We start from the raw sequence: 18240 nt of genomic DNA on the forward strand, positions 1-18240 counted from the left end.
ACCACCCCCGACGTCGCCCCCGCCTCACCAGCCCCGAAGACGGAGTTGTCCACAACTCGTCCGGCTGTCCACAGTTGGATCTTGCTCGCCCCCACACCCCGCCCCGACCCGGTTTGCTCGAGGCATGACCAACCGAGCACTCCTCGACCTCGACGCCCTGCCCCAGCTGTTCCGCCACCAGGTGGCCGCGGTGACCGAGCTGGTCGCCCTCGGCCTGTCCGGTACCGCCATCGAGGAACGATGTCGCGACGACGGACCGTGGCGCCGGCTCCAGCCGGGCCTGGTGCTGCTCCGTGACGAACCACCGGGCCGCGCCCACCGCATCCAGGCGGCGCTGACCATCGCCGGCGAGGACGCCGTGATCAGCGGCATCGACGCGTTGAGCTGCCACGGCTTGCGAACGGCGAGGCTCGACGGTCCGGTTCACGTCCTGATGCCGCCTCGCCGCCACTCCCGCCTGGTCGACGGCGTGTTCTTCGACCGCAGCCAGTCGCTGCCCGTCCCCGAGCTGCGAGGTGGCTTCCCGGTGGCCCCCCTGCCCCGAGCCGTGATCGACACCTGCCGGCGGGCCAAGGCGTCCGACCACGTCCGCGCCCTGCTCACCACGGCCATCCGCACCGGTCGCCTCTCCCCTGCCGCACTGCGTGCCGAACTGAGCCAGGCGTGCTCGAGGGGTACCGCCTTACCCGGCCGGATCCTCACCGAGATCGAGGACAACGCCTCGGCGCTGGCTACCGGCTGGGCGAGACGTCTGGTGGACAAGGCCGGGCTGCCCCCACCACGGTGGGGATCCCCGGTGTCCGGTCCCACCGGTGCGCACCTCGCGACCCCCGACGCGTGGTGGGAGGAGGTGAACCTGGCATGGGAGGTCACCCCGTACGCCTTCGAGCTGGCAACCGCGGCGCTGGACGACGCGCTCCTGCGCGCGAGCCGGTTGTCCGCGGCCGGGGTCATCGTGATCCAGACGCCGCCGACGCGCCTTCGTGACGCTCCGGACGAGGTGTGCGGCCTCCTCCGCGAAGCCTACGAGCAGGCGGCCGACCGCAGCCGGTCGACACTCCATGCCGCCTGACCGCGGATCGCGGAAGCCTTCCCCACGTCGTCAGAAACCCGGTGCTCGCAATCAACGGAGGTGCCACACGAGGATCAACCTCGGTCCTCATAGGACTGGCCGATCCTCGCCGGAATCGTGGCCAGGATCCCCGGCTCGGTCAGGAGGTTAGCCAGCACCAGTTGTCCGATTCGACTCTGACAAGCGCTGCGACGGGGTGACCGCGGAGATCAGTCTTGGTCGGCGTTGTTTAGTGATCAGTTCAGAATGAGTTTGCGTAGGCAGATGAGTGAGCAGGCCAGGCTGAGGATGGCTTGGTGGACGTCGGCTCGTCGTTCGACGCCTTTGAGCCAGGCGAAGGTGCGTTCGGCTGGACAGCGGACGGTGCCCAGGCCGGAGCCGTGCTGGACGCCGCGGCGGGCGATCACGGGTGTGATGCCCTGGGCGCGGACCAGGCGTCGGTACTTGTCGTGGTCGTAGCCGCGGTCAGCGTAGAGCCGGCGCGGCCGGCGCAGTGGCTTGCCGACCATGCCGCGGACCGGCGGGATGGCGTCGAGTAACGGGATCAACTGGGTGACGTCGTTGCGGTGGCCGCCAGTGAGTGTCACGGCCAGGGGGATGCCGGTGGCGTCGGTGATCAGGTGGTGCTTGGAGGCTAGTTTGCGCCGGTCGACCGGGCTGGGGCCGGTGTGGTCCCCCCTTTGAGGGCGCGGAGGTGGGTGGAGTCGACCAGGGCCGCGGACAGGTCGAGCAGCCCGGCCCTGCGCAGGTCGGCGAGCAGTCGCTCGTGCAGTTTCTGCCAGACACCGGCGTCCTGTCACTCAGTCAACCGCCGCCAGCAGGTCGCGCCCGAAGCGCCGAACACGGAGGTGGGCAGCCGGTTCCAGCCAATGCCGGTGCGCACCACGTCCAGGATGCCTTCCGACGCGGCCCGGTCATCGGCACGCTTGCGACCGGGATAGCGAAAGCGTCTCGGATGCACCGGGATCAGCGGCTCCAGACGTCCCCACAGCTCGTCGGTCAGGACCTCCTCACGCACGACACGATCTTGGAACGTCCCGCAGTGCAGGCAAAGCCGACACGCCAGCTCATTTGAACTGATCACTAACCATCTGCTCGGGCAGATCGAGGTCGAGACCAACGGCCGGCCACGACCGAGGTTTTCGGTTGCTTGCTAGCCGCCCGACTCCGCCAGTACGACGCACTCCGCGGCGACGGCCACACCGAAGCACGCGGCGGAGTCAAGATCGAGGCGCTCCCTCCGCAGGAAGACGGCCGGCTTGGCAGACTGCTCGCTCCGTCGCGCGGCAGGTCCATCTGACCAATCACCGACCATGCCCGACCACGCCGTCAACGGAGTCACATCATGGTCGGTCAGGCGTCTCGCCAGGCACGTTCCACGGCCTCGCGCCGGTCGGGATCGCCGATGAGCCGGTCGAGGACTCCGCGTCGAAACGTCTCGCCGTCCGACTCCCGACCGAGCTCGCGGGCCAGTCGGGCATGGTCGCGCAGGGCCTTGGCGACGGCGTGGCCCGATGCGTCGGTGTCGCAGAGCACGTCCACCGACTCCATCGCGGCGTCAAGGGCGTCCTCCTTCTCCCCGACCCGCCACAACGCCGACGAATGGAAGGACAACGCCCGCGCCAACGCCGGCCCGTGCCGGCCCGGCTCCGCCTCGTCCAGTCCGAAGTAGACGGCCACGGCGTCTCCCGCCGTCGCGGCGGCGGCCTCGTCCAACCCGTCCTCGGCGAACCAGTGCGCCATCGCCTCGAGCAACCCGGCCAGCGCCACGTCGTGGACCACCGACGGGTGGACGATCCCCGCGTACGCCGCGGCCGCCTCCACGCCCGCCAGCAACGCCCCCGCCCGGTCACCCGCCTCCGCCCGGCCCATCGCCTCGGTCCGCAAAGCCGCCGCCAACCGGGGCAGGTGCTCCCCGGGATCCTGTCCGGCCAGCCTCCGCAGCGCCGCCAGGCCCGCGGCATCCCCGTCCGGATCCACCCCACCACCTCCAGCCGAACGCGCAACCGATCACGACGCCAGACCCTCGACGCACAGAAGCGACCAGAGCGACCCACCCGACCGATTCCGACGGGTCCCGGCCGGCCGCCCTCCATGGCGTGGGACGAAGCCGGTTCGAGCCACCTGTACCTCGGCACGGGCGACACTGCCCTGGTCGTGCGGGAGATCATCCGCCGACACGAACCGATCCGTCCACGCTCGCCGCCGCACACCGAGGTAGCGAGCATAGCGATCGGGCCGAACCGTGCCCCGCGGCAACGGACCGAGCGGTCTACCCTTGCGCGCATCCGCTGACTCCGGAGGGACCGCCAGATGACGTCGTGGATCCCCCGACTGCCACTACCGGTCCCGCTGCTCACCGCGGCCGTCGTCGCCGGGCTGCTCGCCGGATGCGACAGCGACGACGCGTCCGAGCCCACCCAGGTACCGAGCTCGTCCGGCCGCCCGCTCGTGGACGCGAAGTGCGTCCACGTCGAGCACGCGGGTCGGGAACTCGGCGTGACCGTGCCCGCCGGCTTCACCGTGGCCACTCCGCCGGCGAGCTCGGCGGAGATCCGCGAGACCTACCGGGTCAACCTGCTCTCGCTCGCCGAGCGCCCGGAGGACGGCCGCACCCTCCCCACGGCGATGCTGGCCGTCTACGGCTACGGCCCGGGCGAGCGTGAGGGACAGAACGCGCTCGAGCTGTCGGTGCTCAACTTCAAGCAGGCCACCGGAGGCAGCAGCCGCGGCGAGCCGATCTCCGCCACCCCGACCACCGTCGCCGGTCTGCCGGGATCCGCGGGCACCGACACCGATCCCATGGCACTGGACTACAACTCCACGGACGCGGCGGACTCCCGGCTGCGCTGGTGGACGCTCTCGCCCGACGACGGCCTGTTCATCGTCACGCTCGCGACCACGACCCCGGACCTGGACGAGCAGTACGCGGCGGAGATCCCGGCCGGGCTCAGGCCTGGCGGTTGCTGAGGTCACCAGCGTCACGGCGTCGACAGGCACAGGTGAATGGCCTGGCAGGTGCGACACCGGTCAGTCAGTACGTCGGCCAGGGCCGTGGTCTGCAGGCTGAACAGTTTCTCCCGCCACCACGGTCCAGGGGCCGGCGTCTCTGCTGGAGAAGACCCCGTCTGTACTGGGTCGCCCGTACGACGCCGCCCGCGACGGCTGCCCAGGTCACAACACGCCGTGGTCGCGGGCGTAGATGGCGGCCTGGGTGCGGTCGCGCAGCCCGAGGCGGCCGAGGATCCGGGCGATGTGGTTCTTCACGGTGCCCTCGCTGAGGTAGAGGCGGGACGCGATCTCCCGGTTGGTGGCGCCCGCCGCGATCAACCGCAGCACCTCGGTCTCCCGGTCCGTCAGCATGGCGACGGGCGTGGAGCCAGGACGGGTGGACACGCCAGCTCATTTTGAACTGATCACTCAGCCCCACGCACACTGGGCCACGCGCAGTCTGCCGAGTGGATTCAACGGAGTGGTGCGATCGGACACCAGGGTCTCCGGTGATTCCGGTGCAGATGTCGCGACCCACACCAGAGTCCGGCGGCCGGATGTCCTAACGAGACAGTTGAGCGAACCGGTGAAACGGCTCAGCAACCGATGAGCTGGCCCGCCAGGTAGTTCTCGAGCTTGTCCACCGAGATGCGTTGCTGGACCATCGAGTCTCGCTCCCGCACGGTGACCGCGTGGTCGTTGAGTGAGTCGAAGTCCACTGTGACGCAGAACGGGGTTCCGATCTCGTCCTGGCGGCGGTACCGCCGGCCGATGGCTCCCGCGTCGTCGAAGTCGACGTTCCAGTGGCGTCGCAGCGCGGTGGCGACGTCACGCGCCTTGGGGGTGAGATCGGCGTTGCGGGACAACGGGAGCACTGCCACCTTCACCGGCGCGAGGCGGCGGTCCAGGCTGAGCACCGCGCGCTTGTCCACACCGCCCTTGGCGTTGGGTGCCTCGTCCTCGCGATAGGCGTCCAGCAGGAACGCCATCAGCGGGCGGCCGACGCCGGCCGCGGGCTCGATGACGAACGGGCGGTACCGGGAGCTGGTGGACTGGTCGAAATAGGACAGATCGACACCGGAGTGGTTGGCGTGCGTGGTCAGGTCGAAGTCCGTGCGGTTGGCGATGCCCTCGAGCTCACCCCACTCCAGGCCGCCGAACTCGAACCGGTACTCGATGTCGACCGTGCGCTTGGCGTAGTGCGCGAGCTTCTCGGTCGGGTGCTCGTAGAGGCGGAGGTTGTCCCGGCGGATACCCAGGTCCGTGTACCAGTTCAGCCGCTCGTCGATCCAGTACTGGTGCCATTCCTCGTCGGTGCCGGGCTCGACGAAGAACTCCATCTCCATCTGCTCGAACTCCCGGGTGCGGAAGATGAAGTTTCCCGGGGTGATCTCGTTGCGGAAGGACTTGCCGATCTGGCCGATGCCGAAAGGGGGTTTGCGACGCGCGGTCGTCAACACGTTCAGAAAGTTCACGAAGATGCCCTGGGCGGTCTCCGGCCGCAGGTAGTGCATTCCCTCGTCGGACTCCACCGGGCCGAGGTGGGTCTTGAGCATCATGTTGAACTCGCGCGGCGGGGTGAAGGCACCACGTACCTCGCAGTTCGGGCACGGCACCTCGCTCAGGTCGTCCTCGCGCACCGGCTCGCCGTTGCGTGCCGCGTGCTCCTCGGCGATCTGGTCGGCGCGAAAGCGCCGGTGGCAGGCCGTGCACTCGACGAGTGGGTCGTGGAACGCGGTCACGTGCCCGGACGCCGCCCACACCTGCTTGGGCAGGATCACCGACGAGTCGAGGCCGACGACGTCCTCACGGCCGTGCACCATCGTCCGCCACCACTCGCGCTTGATGTTGTCCTTGAGCTCGACGCCCAGCGGCCCATAGTCCCAGGCCGAACGGGTACCGCCGTAGATCTCTCCGCTGGGGTAGACGAACCCGCGCCGCTTACACAGGCTGACGACGGTCTCCACGCGATCGGCGGGCATGTGGCACTCCAACTACTGCGCGCTCGGGGCCAGGGCGTTCAATAGGGGCGTTCGGTGGGCCCGCAGCGGGGCACAGCCGCCACAGCGTAGCCCCAGCGTCATACTCCACGAATGGGCGTGGGGGCGCCCCGATCGCGCGGCACTATCGTTGCGGAGTGTAATCGAGATGCGTCCGTCAGGAGGACAAGGGTGGCCAGCAAGCGATCGTTGACAGCCAGGCTGCTGCCCGGCGACGGGCCGCTGGCGAGGGTGTCGCCACTGGTCGCGTTCCTGGCCGTGACCGTGCTGTTCGTGCTCGGCGTGGTGATCCGCGGTCCGCTCGGGGCGCTCTTCCTGGGCCTGCTCGCGGCCGGCGTCGCCGTGCTGCTCGCGGCGACCTGGCGGGTGCTCGCGCCAGCCCAGCGCCTCGGGCGGGCTCTGGTGCTGGCCGTGCTCGTCGCGGTCGCCGTCTCGGTGCTCTGACCGGGGCAGGTGGTCCACGTAGGATGTTGAACACGGTAACCATCACCGGGAGGAGGTGCCGTGACCTCGGACGCCGCCCCACGGACTACCGCCGAGCGGGCTGACGAGCACCTCGACGACGTCCTCGCCGCCCCGGCCGCGCCACCGCCGGCCGGCGCCGACGACGCCAGCGAGCACTCGGCGGAACGGTCGCCGGTCCGGGCCAGGACCGAACGACCGAGCACCACGCTGGCGGCGGCCGGCGACCTGCTGCGCGCGCTGGCCGCCCCGGTGCGCATCGCGATCGTGCTCGAGTTACGTGAGCACGACCGGTGCGTACACGAGCTGGTCGAGGCGTTGGCCGTGGCACAGCCGCTGATCAGCCAGCACCTGCGGGTGCTGAAGTCGGCCGGCGTCGTGCACGGCGAGCGGCACGGGCGTGAGGTCGTCTACAGCCTGGTCGACGAGCACCTCGCGCACATCGTCGTCGACGCGGTGGCGCACGTGGAGGAGGGCCACCGGTGAGCGACGACCGTTCGACGCCGACGGTTCCGGGCCGGCGCTCGACCAAGCAGCGCGCCGCGGTCGCGAGCCTGCTCGAACAGCTCGACGACTTCCGTTCCGCCCAGGAGCTGCACGAGGAGCTGCGCACCCGCGGCGAGGGGATCGGGTTGACCACGGTCTACCGCACCCTCCAGTCCCTGGCCGACGCGGGTGAGATCGACGTGCTGCGCATCGACAGCGGCGAGGCCGTCTACCGCCGGTGCTCGCGGCACCACCATCACCACCTCGTCTGCCGGGCCTGCGGCCGCACGGTGGAGGTCGAGGGTCCCGCCGTGGAGAAGTGGGCGGAGAAGGTCGCCGCGGAGAACGGCTTCTCCGAGGTCAGCCACACGGTCGAGGTCTTCGGTACCTGCGCGGGCTGCACCAGCTGACGTTTCTCGGCACCAGTGCCGGTCCCGAGCGGCGCCTTTCGAACCACAACCCCGGAAAAGAGGCGAACCCCGCCCAGGGGCGGGGTTCGCCAAACCAGCGGAGGCGGCGGGGGCCGATGAGGAGCGCCCGGCCGTGGGGTGCGGTTCACGGCCGAGCGCTCGTCCACCCCCGGACGGCTACTCCGCGGGCAGTCCGTTGCGGCTGATCACGTCCGCGTACCAGCGCCCGCTCTCCTTCACGATGCGACGCTGCGTCTCGAAGTCCACGTGGACCAGGCCGAACCGCTTGGAGTACCCCTCAGCCCACTCCAGGTTGTCCAGCAGCGACCAGTAGAAGTACCCGCGCAGGTCCACCCCGTGCTCGATGGCGGCGTGCGCGGCGCGCAGATGACCGTCCAGGAACGCGATGCGGTCGTGGTCGAGGACCGTCTCGGACGGGGTCATCTCGTCGGGATACGCGGCGCCGTTCTCGGTCACGTACAGGGGCACCCGCGGGTAGGCGCTGTGCAGGTGCACCAACAGCTCCGTCAGGCCCTCGGGCTGCACCTCCCAGCCCATCGACGTCCGGGGCGACCCGCTCTCCAGGAAGCGCACGCCCTCGGCGCCGATCCACTCCGACGGGGAGCCGTCGTGCTCCGTGCCGGGCTCGGGAGCGGCGACCAGGAGCGCGCGGTAGTAGTTCACGCCGAGCAGGTCGACCGGAGCGCCGATGATCTCCGGGTCACCGTCCTGGATCAGCTGGGGCAGGCCGTAGGGCGCCAGGTCCTGCAGCACGTCCGCGGGGTACCCGCCGCGCAGCACGGGGTCGAGGAAGATCCTGTTCTGCAGGGCGTCCACGCGCCTCGCGGCCTCGGTGTCCTCCGCCGACGCGGACTGCGCGCGGACCGGGAACAGGTTCAGCGTGATCCCCGCGGGAGCACTCGTCCCCGCGCGCAGGCGCTCCATGGCCAGCCCGTGCCCGAGCAGCAGGTGGTGGACCGCCGCCACGGTGGCCGTCGGCGACGTCACGCCGGGGGCGTGCCGGCCCGAGGCGTACCCGAGGAACGCCGCACACCACGGCTCGTTCAGCGTCATCCAGCCGGCCACCCGGTCACCGAGCCGCTCGACCACCGAGGTGACGTAGTCGGCGAACCGGTACGCCGTGTCCCGGGAGGTCCACCCGCCCTGCTCCTCCAGCGCCTGCGGCAGGTCCCAGTGGTACAGCGTCGCCCACGGCTGGATCCCGGCGGCCAGCAGCGTGTCGACCAGGCGCTCGTAGAAGTCCAGTCCTGCCTCGTTCAGCGAACCGCCGGACGGGCGCACCCGCGGCCAGGCCACCGAGAACCGGTAAGCACCCAGCCCCAGCGAGGACATGAGCTCCACGTCCTGCGCATACCGGCGGTAGTGGTCCGCGCCCGGCTCCCCGCAGTCGCCGTTCACCACAGCACCGGGACGACGACAGAACTCGTCCCAGATGGAGTCGGTGCGGCCGTCGGCGGCGGTGGACCCCTCGACCTGGAACGACGCCGTCGCGGCTCCCCAGACGAACCCGGTGGGGAACTGAAGCGACGGTGCCGCGGTCGACGATTCCACGGACGATGGCAGTACTGACATGGTCACCCCTTCACGGCGCCTTGCATGATCCCGGCCACGATCTGGCGGCCGAGCACGATGAAAACGATCAGGATCGGAATGGTCGCGAGCGTGGTCCCCGCCAGCACCAGCGAGTAGTCGATGTAGAACCCGCTCTGCAGCCGCTCCAGTGCGAGCTGAACCGTCGGGTTCTCCGCGTTCAGCACCACCAGCGGCCAGAGGAAGTCGTTCCAGGACGTCATGAACGTGAACATGCCGAGGAACGCCGCGGCCGGACGCACCGCCGGCAGGCACACGTGCCAGTAGACCCGGATCATCGAACAGCCGTCCACTCTGGCCGCCTCGATGAGCTCGTAGGGCACCACCTGCATCGTGTACTGACGCATCCAGAACACGCCGATCGCGGTCACCAGGTGCGGCACGATCACCGCCTGCAGCTCACCGGCCCAGCCGAACTCCGCCATCGCCATGTACAGCGGGATGATCCCGAGCTGCGTCGGCACGGCCAGCGTCGCCACCACGATCAGGAACAGGGTGTTCCGCCCGCGGAAACGCAGCTTGGCGAAGGCGAAACCGGCCAGCGTGGAGAACAGCACGGTGGTGAACGTGACGGTTCCGGAGACGACCACGCTGTTGCCCAGCGCTCGCCAGAACGGCACCGAGTCGAACACGCGGCCCACGTTGGAGATGAAGTTCCCGCCGGGCAGCAACGGCGGGAGCTGCTCGGTCAGCATCGAACTGTCCCGGCTGGCCACGAGGAACGACCAGTAGAACGGGAAGATCGAGCCGAGCAGGAACGCGATCAGCAGCCCGTAGACCCAGAACCGGGCCCGACGCACGCCGGCGGCGTCCACCGTGCGCCGCCGCACGGCCATCGACAGGGCGGTCATCGGGCACCGTCCTCAGCCACACCCGACGACGCGATCCGCCGCGTCAGCAGGAAGTTCGCCACCGCGATCACGATGATGATCAGGAACAGCACCCAGGCGATCGCCGAGGCGTAGCCGAGGTTCTGGGTCTCGAACGCGGTCTGGTACATGTACAGCGTGACCGTCTGGAACTGGCCGGACGATCCCCCGTTGTTCGAACCGGGCATGGCGTCGAACAGCTTGGGCTCGGTGAAGATCTGCAACCCGCCGATGGTCGAGGTGATCACGACGAAGATCAGCGTCGGCCGCAGCAGCGGCAGCGTGATGCTGAAGAACCGCCGCACCGCGCCCGCGCCGTCGATCACCGCGGCCTCGTGCATCTCGTTCGGGATCGCCTTCATCGCGGCAAGCACGATCAGCGCGTTGTAGCCGGTCCACCGCCAGTTCACCATAACGGCGATGGCGACGTGGGAGGCGAACCGGTTGGCCTGCCAGTCGATCCGCTCGAAGCCGAGCATCTCGAGCACACCGTTCACCAGACCGTAGTTGGGCCCGAACAGGTTGGCGAAGATGATGCCGAGCGCCACGAGGCTCGCGACGTAGGGCAGCAGCACCCCGACCCGCCAGCCGGTCGGCGCGCGCAGCCGCGTGTTGAGCAGCGCGGCGATCGCGATCGCGACGATGATCTGCGGGATCGTCGAGAGCAGGAAGATGCTGATCGTGTTGACCAGCGCGTTCCAGAACTGCGCGTCGCCCAACAGCGTGACGTAGTTCGCGATGCCGACCCAGGTGCCCTCCAGGTCGAGCAGCTCGCGGTCGAACAGCGACAGGTAGGCCGTGTACAGCAGCGGGAACAGGCCCACCACCCCGAACACGACGAAGAACGGCGCGACGTAGAGGTAGGGGGACCACTTCGCGTCGGCCACGCTCAACCGCTGCCGCCAGGTCAGCCGCGGTGCGTGTGGTGGGGGCGGGGCGGGCGCCGCCCTGCTGGGCGCCCGCTCCGCGTCCGTGTCGACCGAACTGGTCATCAGCCGGCGATCCTCTTGGCGGCTTCCACCGCCTGCTCCCACCCGTCCTCAGGCGACTTGCCCTTCTCCACCGCCTGTAGTGCGGGACTCGTGGCGTTCTCCTGAATCTTGCCGTCGCCCGGGCCCTTGAACTGCGCCTTCTCCACCTTCTGCGCCTGCGCGGCGAACAGCGTGCCGACCTTCACGTTGCCGAAGTAGTCGTTGGTGAAGTCCAGCAGCTGGGGCTCCTCCAGGGCGTCCACCTGGCTGGGGAAGTTGCCGGTCTTCTGGAACGCCTTGATCTGCTGCTCCGGCGCGGTCAGCCACGCGGCCAGCTCGGCGGCCTCCTTGGGGTGCTGGCTCTGCTTGGGCACGGCCAGGAACGAGCCGCCCCAGTTGCCGCCGCCGCCCGGGAACGCGTCGGTGACCGCCCACTTGCCGGCGTTCTCCGGCCCGGCCTGCTCCTTGACCACCCCGAGCATCCAGGACGGGCAGGTCTTGGTGGCGAACGCACCCTGCTTGAAGCCGTTGTTCCACTCCGGACTGAACGCGACCAGCTTCGCCGTCTGCCCCCGGTTGCCCGCGGCGGTCACCTGGTCCCAGTTGTCGCGGATGTCCTGGTTGGACTCCAGGGTCAGCTTGTTGTCCTCGTCGACATAGCCGACGTCGAGCTGGTTCTGCATCGCGTTGAAGATCTGCGAGGTCGAGTCGAACCAGGCCTTGCCGGTCTTCTCGACGTAGGTGTCACCGGCCTCGAAGTAGGACTCCCAGGACTCGAACAGCGGCTTGACCGCCTCCGGGTCCGAGGGCAGGCCGGCCGCCTCGAGCAGGTCCTTGCGGTAGCACATCGCGAGCGGGCCGATGTCGGTGCCGTAGCCGACCCAGGTGCCGTCCTTGGCCGTACCGGCCTCGTACTTCCAGTCCAGCCAGCGCTCGGGCTTGACGTCGGAAGGGCCGATGTCGGCGAGGTTGTTGAACAGGTGCGGCTTGTCCAGGACGTCCGGGAGGTGCCCCTCCTCGATGGCCACGACGTCCTCGAGACCGGAGTTGGCCGCGAGCTTGGTGAGCAACTGCTGGTGGTACGGGCCCCCCTGGCCCGTCTTGTGATGCGTGATCTTGATGTTCGGATTGAGGTCCTCGTACTCCTTGAGCAGGTCCTCGTACCCGAACTCGGTGAACGTGCCGATGGTGAGCTCGATCTGCCCGCCGTCGGATCCGGACCCGGCGGAACCCCCGTCGTCGCCGCATGCCGTCAGTCCGGCCGCCGCGACGAGGGCGATCGCACCGGCTAACACCCTTGTCTGCTGTCCTCGCACGTCTCTGTGTCCCTTGTGTCGCCGGATTCTGGGAGCGCTCCCAGAATGGAGTTCTGAGTTTGGACGCGTGTTGTCGCCGCTGTCAAGGAAAACGTGAGAGCAGTTGTCCGTATCGTTAGGGAGCGCTCCCAGCGAACCGATAGACTCGCCCCGTGCCACCCCGATCTCAGGACGAGCGTCCCACGCTCGAGGACGTCGCCGCCTACGCTGGAGTCTCCCGATCCACCGCCTCTCGCGCCCTCAACGACGACGCCTACGTCAGCTCACGCTCGAGAGAGAAGGTGCTGGGCGCGGCCAGAGAGCTTGGCTACTCCCCCAACCAGGCGGCTCGTTCGCTGGTCACGAGACGGACCGGTGCGGTGGCGGTGGTGCTGTCCGAACCCGAGTCGAAGGTGCTCGACGACCCCTACTTCGCCACGGTCATGCACGGCGCGTACCGGGAGCTGGCCGCGACCGGGGCACAGATGCTGCTGATGTTCGTCGACAGCCGCGAGGACGTGCCGAGGACGGTGCGCTTTCTCGAGGGCGGGCACGTCGACGGCGCCCTGGTGTTCGCCCCCCACCAGGGCGACCCCCTGCCGACGGCGCTGCGGTTGCTGCGGCTGCCCGTGGTCTACGGCGGCCGTCCGGGCTCGGTCCGGCGCGGCGTGCACGCCGTCGACTTCGACAACCGCGCCGGCGCGCGACTCGCCGTGCGCCACCTTCTGTCGACAGGACGGCGGCGGATCACCACGGTCACCGGCATGCTCGACCACCCCGCCGCCGCGGACCGGCTCGCGGGCTGGCGGGACGCGCTGACCGAGGCCGGGCTCGACCCCGCCGGGCTCTCGGAGGCCGGCGACTTCCTGATGCCGAGCGGCGAACGGGCGATGACCACCCTGCTGCGCCGGGTGCCCGACCTCGACGGCGTGTTCGCGGCAAGCGACGCGATGGCGGCCGGGGCGATGCGGGCCCTGCGCGCGGCCGGCAAGCGCGTCCCGACCGACGTCGGCGTGATCGGCTTCGACGACCAGCCGACGCTCGCGCCGGCCATGGACCCCCCGCTCACCTCGGTCCACCAGGACCCGCGCGAGCAGGTGCGCCACATGGTCCGCACGATGATGTCCCTACTCAGCGGCGACAACGTCCGCCCCGAATCCACCATCCTCCCCGTAACCCTCACCCTCCGAGACTCAGCCTGACCCCGAGGATCGAATCTGTCGACAAGCCCCCAGCCACCCCCATCTCTGCGCCCAAGCCCCCACCCACCCAACAGCCACCCCAGGGGAACGTGACGCAACCCAGCCACCCCCCACCTCCCCAACCCCCGCCAGCGCAGGAACGCAACCAACACTTTTGATCCCGGGGAGGCGGGCTGGGAGGCGGCTCAGTGCTCGTAGGGGTCTTCTGGCTCGTTGACGGGGTGGAGTGAGGTGACGGTGGCCGCGGGCACGTAGTCGGTGGCCCTGGTCGCCGAGCCGGGAACGAGTTCGACGACGGCCTGTAGCCAGCTGTCGTCGGGGTGGCGGGCCAGGTCCCCGCCCTCGAGCCGGACCTTGACCGGGTAGGCGTCCGCGGCGCAGCAGCCGATCGCGATGCGGGCGAGGTAGACCGCGCCGCCCTCGCGGACGACGAAGCCGGTGAGGCGGATCGCGCGGCCGTCGAGTGAGTTGCCGGAGTCCCAGGCCGCCCGCTCGGAGAACTCGGAGAGCGGCAGCGTGAGGATCTCGTCGGGTGGAAGCGCGGGGAACAGGGCCGAGCCGTCCTCCTCGGCGACCGGCCGGGGGGCGGTGTCGGCGGCGCGCTGGACGGAGTCGGCGCCCAGCGCGGGCGGGGCGACCAGGAACACGGCGAGCACCGGCAGGACGAGCAGCCAGGCGCTGCGGGCCGAGTGGTGGTGCCCATGATCATGGGTTGGCCTCCGGCCCCCGGTCACCACGCTACTCGGGGGGACCGACAGTTCCTCGGGGGTCGGTTCGTGGTGCTCGTCGGGGTGGGGGGAGGGCGGGCGGCGGGTCGAGAGGTCGCGGGCGATCGCGACGGTGGCCAGGGCCAGCATCACCACGCCGGCGATGATCAGGAGCCACTGGTGGGCGGGCTTCACGTAGCGCAGGTAGGTGCCGGTGAACGAGATCTTCAGCAGGGCGCCGCCCAGCAGGACGAGCAACACGTTCTGGGTCTCGCGTCTCACAGGACCACCGCCCCCACCACGACCGCGCACACCAGCGCCACGACGAACGTCAGCGGGGCGAACCGCAGTGCGAACGCGCGGCCGAACGTTCCCGCCTGCAGCACGAACAGCTTGATGTCGATCGCCGGCCCCACCACGAGGAACACCAGGCGGGGCAGCAGCGGCAACGCCGACAGCGACGCCGCCACGAAGGCGTCCGCCTCGCTGCACAGGGCCAGCAGCACCGCCAGCACGGCCATCACGACCACGCCGAGCACCACCTGGTCGCCCAGCGTGTCGATCCAGGACCGGGGCACCACGACGTTCAGCACCGCGGCTGTCAGGCCGCCCACCACGAGAAAGCCGCCGGCGTCGACCAGGTCCTGGCGGGCGGTCTCGGCGAACACGCCCCAGCGGGAACGGTTGTCCGCGGGCGTGGGGACCCGGCGGATCGCCCACGTGGCGAACCACTCTCCTTTTCCGAAGCGGGACCAGAGCCAGCCCATCACCAGCGCGGTGGCCATCGAGCCGGCGAAGCGGGCCAGCACCATCAGCGGCTCGCCCGGGAACGCGACGGCCGTGGCCACCAGCACGATCGGGTTCACCGCGGGGGCGGCGAGCAGGAAGGTCAGCGCCACCGACGGCGGCACGTCCTGCTGGATGAGCCGGCGCGCCACCGGCACCGCGGCGCACTCGCAGTTGGGCAGCACCACCCCCGCCGCGCCGGCCACCGGCACCGCCAGGGCCGCGCGCCGGGGCAACACCCGGCGCAGCGCCTCGGCGGACACGAACGCGGCGATCGCCCCGCTCACCAGCACGCCGAACACCAGGAACGGGATGGCCTGGACGCACACCGCCACGAAGATCGTCGCGCCGGTTCGTACGGCCGGCACGTCGAGTACCGAGGCCAGCCAGGTCTGGCCGACCAACGCCAGGACCAGCAGCACGCACAGGACCTCGAGCGAGGTGATCCGGCGTCGCCCCGGGGCGACGGTCGTCGCGGCAGAGCCCTCCGCGCCGCCGTCAGGGGGCGCGGACGTGCTCACCGGCCCGGCGCCTGGTCGAGGAGCTCGGCGCGGAGCTGCGATGCCGTCGACACGACGAGCATCAGCAGCGTTCCCAGCGCCGGCTCGCTGATGCCCTCGGCCGGGAACGCGTAGCGCAGCGTCACGTCCATGCCCTTCTCGGTGTGCACCACGCCGAGCGTGCCGAACAGCCCCTGCCCCGCCCGTTCCGCGGCCGAGGACGCGAGCTTCGGGTCGTCGGGCAGGTCCCAGGCCACCACACACGTCAGGCTCAGCACGGTCAGGCCCTCGGCCAGCTGCATGGCCTGCACCGCGCACGGCACGTCGACGTGCCGGAAGCTCAGCGCGCCGTCGTCGTCGACGTGCACCTCGTGGAAGGTCTCCAGGGCCACGCGGGCCTTGGTCAGCAGACCGGCCGTGGTCAACGCCTCCTGCTCGGTCACGACGCGCCCTCCGGGACCGCGTCGACGGCTCCGCCGAAGCGGCGGTCGCGCCTCGCGTACTGCTCGCACGCCCGCCACAGATCGCGCCGGTCGAAGTCCGGCCAGAGGATGTCCTGGAACACGAGCTCAGCGTAGGCCGCCTGCCAGAGCATGAAGTTGGAGGTCCGCTGCTCGCCCGAGGGCCGGATGAACAGGTCCACGTCGGGCATCTCGGGCTGGTAGAGGTACCGCGCGACCGTGCGGTGGTCGACCTTCTCCGGGTTGATCCGGCCAGTGGCCGCCAGCCGGGCGATCTCGCGGGCCGCGTCGCCGATCTCGGCCCGGCCGCCGTAGTTGATGCACATGGCGAGGTTCAGCACGTCGTTGTCGACAGTTCGCCGCTCGGCGGACTCCAGCTCGTTGATCACACTGCGCCACAGCCGCGGCCGGCGCCCGGCCCAGCGGACCCGTACGCCCATCTCGTCCAGCTCGCTGGTGCGGTGGCGGATGACGTCGCGGGAGAAGCCCATCAGGAACCGGACCTCGTCAGGGCTGCGCCGCCAGTTCTCGGTCGAGAACGCGTACAGCGACAGCCACCGGACGCCCAGCTCGATACAGCCGGCGGCCGCCTCGACGACGACCGCCTCGCCGCGCTTGTGGCCCTCGATCCTGGGCAGGCCGCGCTGGTTGGCCCAGCGGCCGTTGCCGTCCATCACGATCGCCACGTGCTTGGGCACGAACTCCGCGGGGATGGCCGGCGGGCGCGCCCCGGACGGGTGCGGTGTCGGGGGGCGGAGCGTCGGGCGTTCCGCTGTCGTCGTGCTCGATCGTCGCCGGAGCAACTTCTCTCCTCCATGGGGTCGTCGCCGCCGACCCTACTGACCGCTCGGGACGCCCCTGCGCTCCACCAGTGGCAGCGACCGGAGCTGGCGCTCGAGGTGCCACTGGAGCAGTGCGGCGATCAGCCCGCTGCCCTCACGACGGGCGGCGGGCGAGGCGGCCTCGGCCACCTCCCAGGTGCCGCTGGCGAGCGCGTCCATGAGGACCAGGGTGTCCTGCGCGGGGACGGCGGAGCCCGCGGGGCGGCAGCGGGGGCAGACCGAGCCGCCGGCCGGCACCGAGAACGAGCGGTGCGGCCCCGGCTCGTTGCACCGGGCGCACTCGAGCACCGCGGGCGCCCAGCCGGCGAAGGCCATCGCCCGCAGCAGGAACGCGTCGAGCACCAGGGAGGCGTCGCGCCGGCCGTCGGCCAGCGCTCGCAGGGCGCCGGTGACCAGGAGGTAGAGCCGCAGGACCGGCTCGCCCTCCTCGGCCGAGAGCCGGTCGGCGGTCTCCAGCACCGCGCAGCCCGCCGTGTAGCGCTGGTAGTCGGACATGATGCCCGCGCCGAACGCGTCGAGGGTCTGCACCTGGGTGATGATGTCGAGCGTGCGGCCGGTGTAGAACTGCACGTCGATGTGGGCGAACGGCTCCACCCGCGCGCCGAAGCGGGAGGTGGTGCGGCGTACGCCCTTGGCCACCGCGCGCACCTTGCCGTGCTTGCGGGTGACGAGCGTGATGATGCGGTCCGCCTCGCCGAGCTTCTGCACACGCAGCACCACTCCGGTGTCGCGGTAGAGGCTCACCCGCTCATCGTCTCATCCCCCACCGACAAGCACGAGGAGTCCCGGCGCCGCGTCGTCGGGCCTCCCAGCCCGGCACGTCCGTGTTCATCCAGGTCGGGCCGCACCAGTAGCGGCGCGGGTCCTCTCAGGTCAGAACGAGAGCATCGCCGACGGCGACCTCGCCCGGGTGCAGGACGGTGGCCAGCGCGTCGAGACGGTTGTCGTGTGCGGCGGCGATCGCCTTGAGCACCAGGGAGGAGCGGGGCAGCTCCGCCTGGGCCTCGTTGACCATGACGCAGCGTTCGCTGGACCGGACGAACTCGATCCGGGCTTCCTCGCCGATCACGGCGATCCTGCCGAACCAGTCGTCCTCGACGAAGGGGGCGGTACCGGGCGGCGTGCGGACCAGGATGTTCGGTCGGAAGCGTCGCTCGTCGACCGGCACGCCCGGCACGGCGCGGCGGACCCAGTCGAGGGTCGCGGTGGTCAGCACGCTCAGCGGCAGCTGGTCGAAATGCGACACCGCACCCTCGCGGGCCACCGACACGTCGTCGCGGTCGAGATACTCCCGCAGGAACCGGTCGTTGTCGTCCACCGGTCTCCCGGCGGGGTCGAGCAGCCGTGGTTCACCGCTGCCGTCGGGCCAGCAGGAGGCGAGCTCGAGCAGCCCCGGCACCCGGCGAAACCGGCGAGTGTTCTTGCCGGACCCGAACTTGCCGTTCCCGTCCCGCACAGCCCACAACCGGTCACCCGCGAGGCCCCGCGGCCCGATCGCCACCCGATCCAGCCGCTCCCCGCCGGTGGACTTGATCGGGTACCGCCACAGCCGCTCCACCACTCCCAGCATCACCG

General features: G+C 70.4%; 19 protein-coding genes and 1 pseudogene. 6 read left to right on the forward strand and 14 right to left on the reverse strand.

The features are described from left to right. Positions 1-124: 124 nt before the first annotated feature. Complete coding sequence (locus tag BU204_RS04475; RefSeq protein WP_075124246.1) at positions 125-1072, forward strand: hypothetical protein; 948 nt, start codon at positions 125-127, stop codon at positions 1070-1072. Positions 1073-1308: 236 nt separating this feature from the next. Here the strand turns inward: BU204_RS04475 and BU204_RS04480 are convergent. Both BU204_RS04480 and BU204_RS04490 read right to left on the reverse strand, forming a co-directional pair. Next, a pseudogene (locus BU204_RS04480) lies at positions 1309-2090 on the reverse strand (IS5 family transposase). 335 nt (positions 2091-2425) lie between these two features. Further along, complete coding sequence (locus BU204_RS04490; protein ID WP_075124248.1) at positions 2426-3052, reverse strand: hypothetical protein; 627 nt, start codon at positions 3050-3052, stop codon at positions 2426-2428. A 333-nt stretch (positions 3053-3385) separates the two neighbouring features. Here BU204_RS04490 and BU204_RS04495 point away from each other — a divergent pair, with 333 nt between their 5' ends. Then, entirely contained in the window at positions 3386-4042 is a 657-nt protein-coding gene (locus BU204_RS04495; RefSeq protein WP_075124249.1) for a hypothetical protein, read from the forward strand. Between the two features lie 204 nt (positions 4043-4246). Here the strand turns inward: BU204_RS04495 and BU204_RS04500 are convergent, their stop codons facing one another. After that, a complete protein-coding gene (locus BU204_RS04500; RefSeq protein ID WP_233159279.1) occupies positions 4247-4468 on the reverse strand; it encodes a response regulator transcription factor in 222 nt (73 codons plus the stop codon). Between the two features lie 191 nt (positions 4469-4659). After that, the gene (locus BU204_RS04505; RefSeq protein WP_075124250.1) at positions 4660-6045 is read right to left on the reverse strand and encodes a glycine--tRNA ligase; all 1386 of its coding nucleotides are present in this window, start codon (positions 6043-6045) and stop codon (positions 4660-4662) included. 189 nt (positions 6046-6234) lie between these two features. On the opposite strand from BU204_RS04505, the gene BU204_RS04510 reads away from it, so the two are divergent. Genes BU204_RS04510 through BU204_RS04520 form a run of 3 tightly spaced genes read left to right on the forward strand, consistent with a single transcriptional unit; the run spans position 6235 to position 7421 of the window. Then, positions 6235-6507, forward strand: coding sequence for a hypothetical protein (locus tag BU204_RS04510; protein ID WP_233159281.1), 273 nt, complete (start codon positions 6235-6237; stop codon positions 6505-6507). A 60-nt stretch (positions 6508-6567) separates the two neighbouring features. After that, the gene (locus tag BU204_RS40580; protein ID WP_075124251.1) at positions 6568-7011 is read left to right on the forward strand and encodes an ArsR/SmtB family transcription factor; all 444 of its coding nucleotides are present in this window, start codon (positions 6568-6570) and stop codon (positions 7009-7011) included. After that, a complete protein-coding gene (locus BU204_RS04520; RefSeq protein WP_075124252.1) occupies positions 7008-7421 on the forward strand; it encodes a Fur family transcriptional regulator in 414 nt (137 codons plus the stop codon). Before BU204_RS40580 ends, BU204_RS04520 begins: the two co-directional genes overlap by 4 nt. Positions 7422-7598: 177 nt before the next feature. Here BU204_RS04520 and BU204_RS04525 read toward each other — a convergent pair whose 3' ends face one another. Genes BU204_RS04525 through BU204_RS04540 form a run of 4 tightly spaced genes read right to left on the reverse strand, consistent with a single transcriptional unit; the run spans position 7599 to position 12188 of the window. Further along, positions 7599-9014, reverse strand: a complete 1416-nt coding sequence (locus tag BU204_RS04525; protein ID WP_083660987.1) for a GH1 family beta-glucosidase — start codon at positions 9012-9014, stop codon at positions 7599-7601. A 2-nt stretch (positions 9015-9016) separates the two neighbouring features. Continuing rightward, on the reverse strand, positions 9017-9883 hold the full coding sequence (locus BU204_RS04530; RefSeq protein ID WP_075124254.1) for a carbohydrate ABC transporter permease: 867 nt from the start codon (positions 9881-9883) through the stop codon (positions 9017-9019). Further along, entirely contained in the window at positions 9880-10893 is a 1014-nt protein-coding gene (locus tag BU204_RS04535) for a carbohydrate ABC transporter permease (protein WP_075124255.1), read from the reverse strand. The genes BU204_RS04530 and BU204_RS04535 overlap by 4 nt, the downstream gene beginning before the upstream one ends. Further along, positions 10893-12188: an ABC transporter substrate-binding protein gene (locus BU204_RS04540; RefSeq protein WP_083660988.1), complete on the reverse strand. Its 1296-nt coding sequence runs from the start codon at positions 12186-12188 to the stop codon at positions 10893-10895. Before BU204_RS04540 ends, BU204_RS04535 begins: the two co-directional genes overlap by 1 nt. Positions 12189-12340: 152 nt before the next feature. On the opposite strand from BU204_RS04540, the gene BU204_RS04545 reads away from it, so the two are divergent. After that, positions 12341-13369, forward strand: coding sequence for a LacI family DNA-binding transcriptional regulator (locus BU204_RS04545; protein ID WP_075124257.1), 1029 nt, complete (start codon positions 12341-12343; stop codon positions 13367-13369). Positions 13370-13554: 185 nt separating this feature from the next. Here BU204_RS04545 and BU204_RS04550 read toward each other — a convergent pair whose 3' ends face one another. From BU204_RS04550 to BU204_RS04575, 6 genes are all read right to left on the reverse strand, one after another. Next, entirely contained in the window at positions 13555-14358 is an 804-nt protein-coding gene (locus BU204_RS04550; protein WP_075124258.1) for a TIGR03943 family putative permease subunit, read from the reverse strand. Next, positions 14355-15383, reverse strand: coding sequence for a permease (locus BU204_RS04555; RefSeq protein ID WP_198942766.1), 1029 nt, complete (start codon positions 15381-15383; stop codon positions 14355-14357). Before BU204_RS04555 ends, BU204_RS04550 begins: the two co-directional genes overlap by 4 nt. After that, a complete protein-coding gene (locus BU204_RS04560) occupies positions 15380-15805 on the reverse strand; it encodes a hypothetical protein (RefSeq protein ID WP_075124259.1) in 426 nt (141 codons plus the stop codon). The genes BU204_RS04555 and BU204_RS04560 overlap by 4 nt, the downstream gene beginning before the upstream one ends. Continuing rightward, positions 15802-16626 (reverse strand): isoprenyl transferase, encoded by an 825-nt coding sequence (locus BU204_RS04565; protein WP_075124260.1) that lies wholly within the window; start codon positions 16624-16626, stop codon positions 15802-15804. The genes BU204_RS04560 and BU204_RS04565 overlap by 4 nt, the downstream gene beginning before the upstream one ends. A gap of 33 nt (positions 16627-16659) precedes the next feature. Then, positions 16660-17409, reverse strand: coding sequence for a DNA repair protein RecO (recO, locus tag BU204_RS04570; protein WP_075124261.1), 750 nt, complete (start codon positions 17407-17409; stop codon positions 16660-16662). A gap of 124 nt (positions 17410-17533) precedes the next feature. After that, positions 17534-18235 carry an MOSC domain-containing protein gene (locus tag BU204_RS04575; protein ID WP_075124262.1) on the reverse strand — a complete coding sequence of 234 codons (702 nt, stop codon included), beginning with the start codon at positions 18233-18235 and terminating at the stop codon, positions 17534-17536. Between the last annotated feature and the right edge of the window lie 5 nt (positions 18236-18240).

It is taken from the genome of Actinophytocola xanthii, from assembly GCF_001921205.1.
GTDB classification, from domain to species: Bacteria; Actinomycetota; Actinomycetes; order Mycobacteriales; family Pseudonocardiaceae; genus Actinophytocola; species Actinophytocola xanthii.

Bases quoted from the DNA above. Each gene is read 5' to 3' on its own strand.
- BU204_RS04475 (WP_075124246.1), top strand. From the start codon at position 125: ATGACCAACCGAGCACTCCTCGACCTCGACGCCCTGCCCCAGCTGTTC.
- BU204_RS04535 (WP_075124255.1), bottom strand. From the start codon at position 10,893: ATGACCAGTTCGGTCGACACGGACGCGGAGCGGGCGCCCAGCAGGGCG.
- BU204_RS04530 (WP_075124254.1), bottom strand. From the start codon at position 9,883: ATGACCGCCCTGTCGATGGCCGTGCGGCGGCGCACGGTGGACGCCGCC.
- BU204_RS04575 (WP_075124262.1), bottom strand. From the start codon at position 18,235: ATGCTGGGAGTGGTGGAGCGGCTGTGGCGGTACCCGATCAAGTCCACC.
- BU204_RS04495 (WP_075124249.1), top strand. From the start codon at position 3,386: ATGACGTCGTGGATCCCCCGACTGCCACTACCGGTCCCGCTGCTCACC.
- BU204_RS04505 (WP_075124250.1), bottom strand. From the start codon at position 6,045: ATGCCCGCCGATCGCGTGGAGACCGTCGTCAGCCTGTGTAAGCGGCGC.
- BU204_RS04525 (WP_083660987.1), bottom strand. From the start codon at position 9,014: ATGTCAGTACTGCCATCGTCCGTGGAATCGTCGACCGCGGCACCGTCG.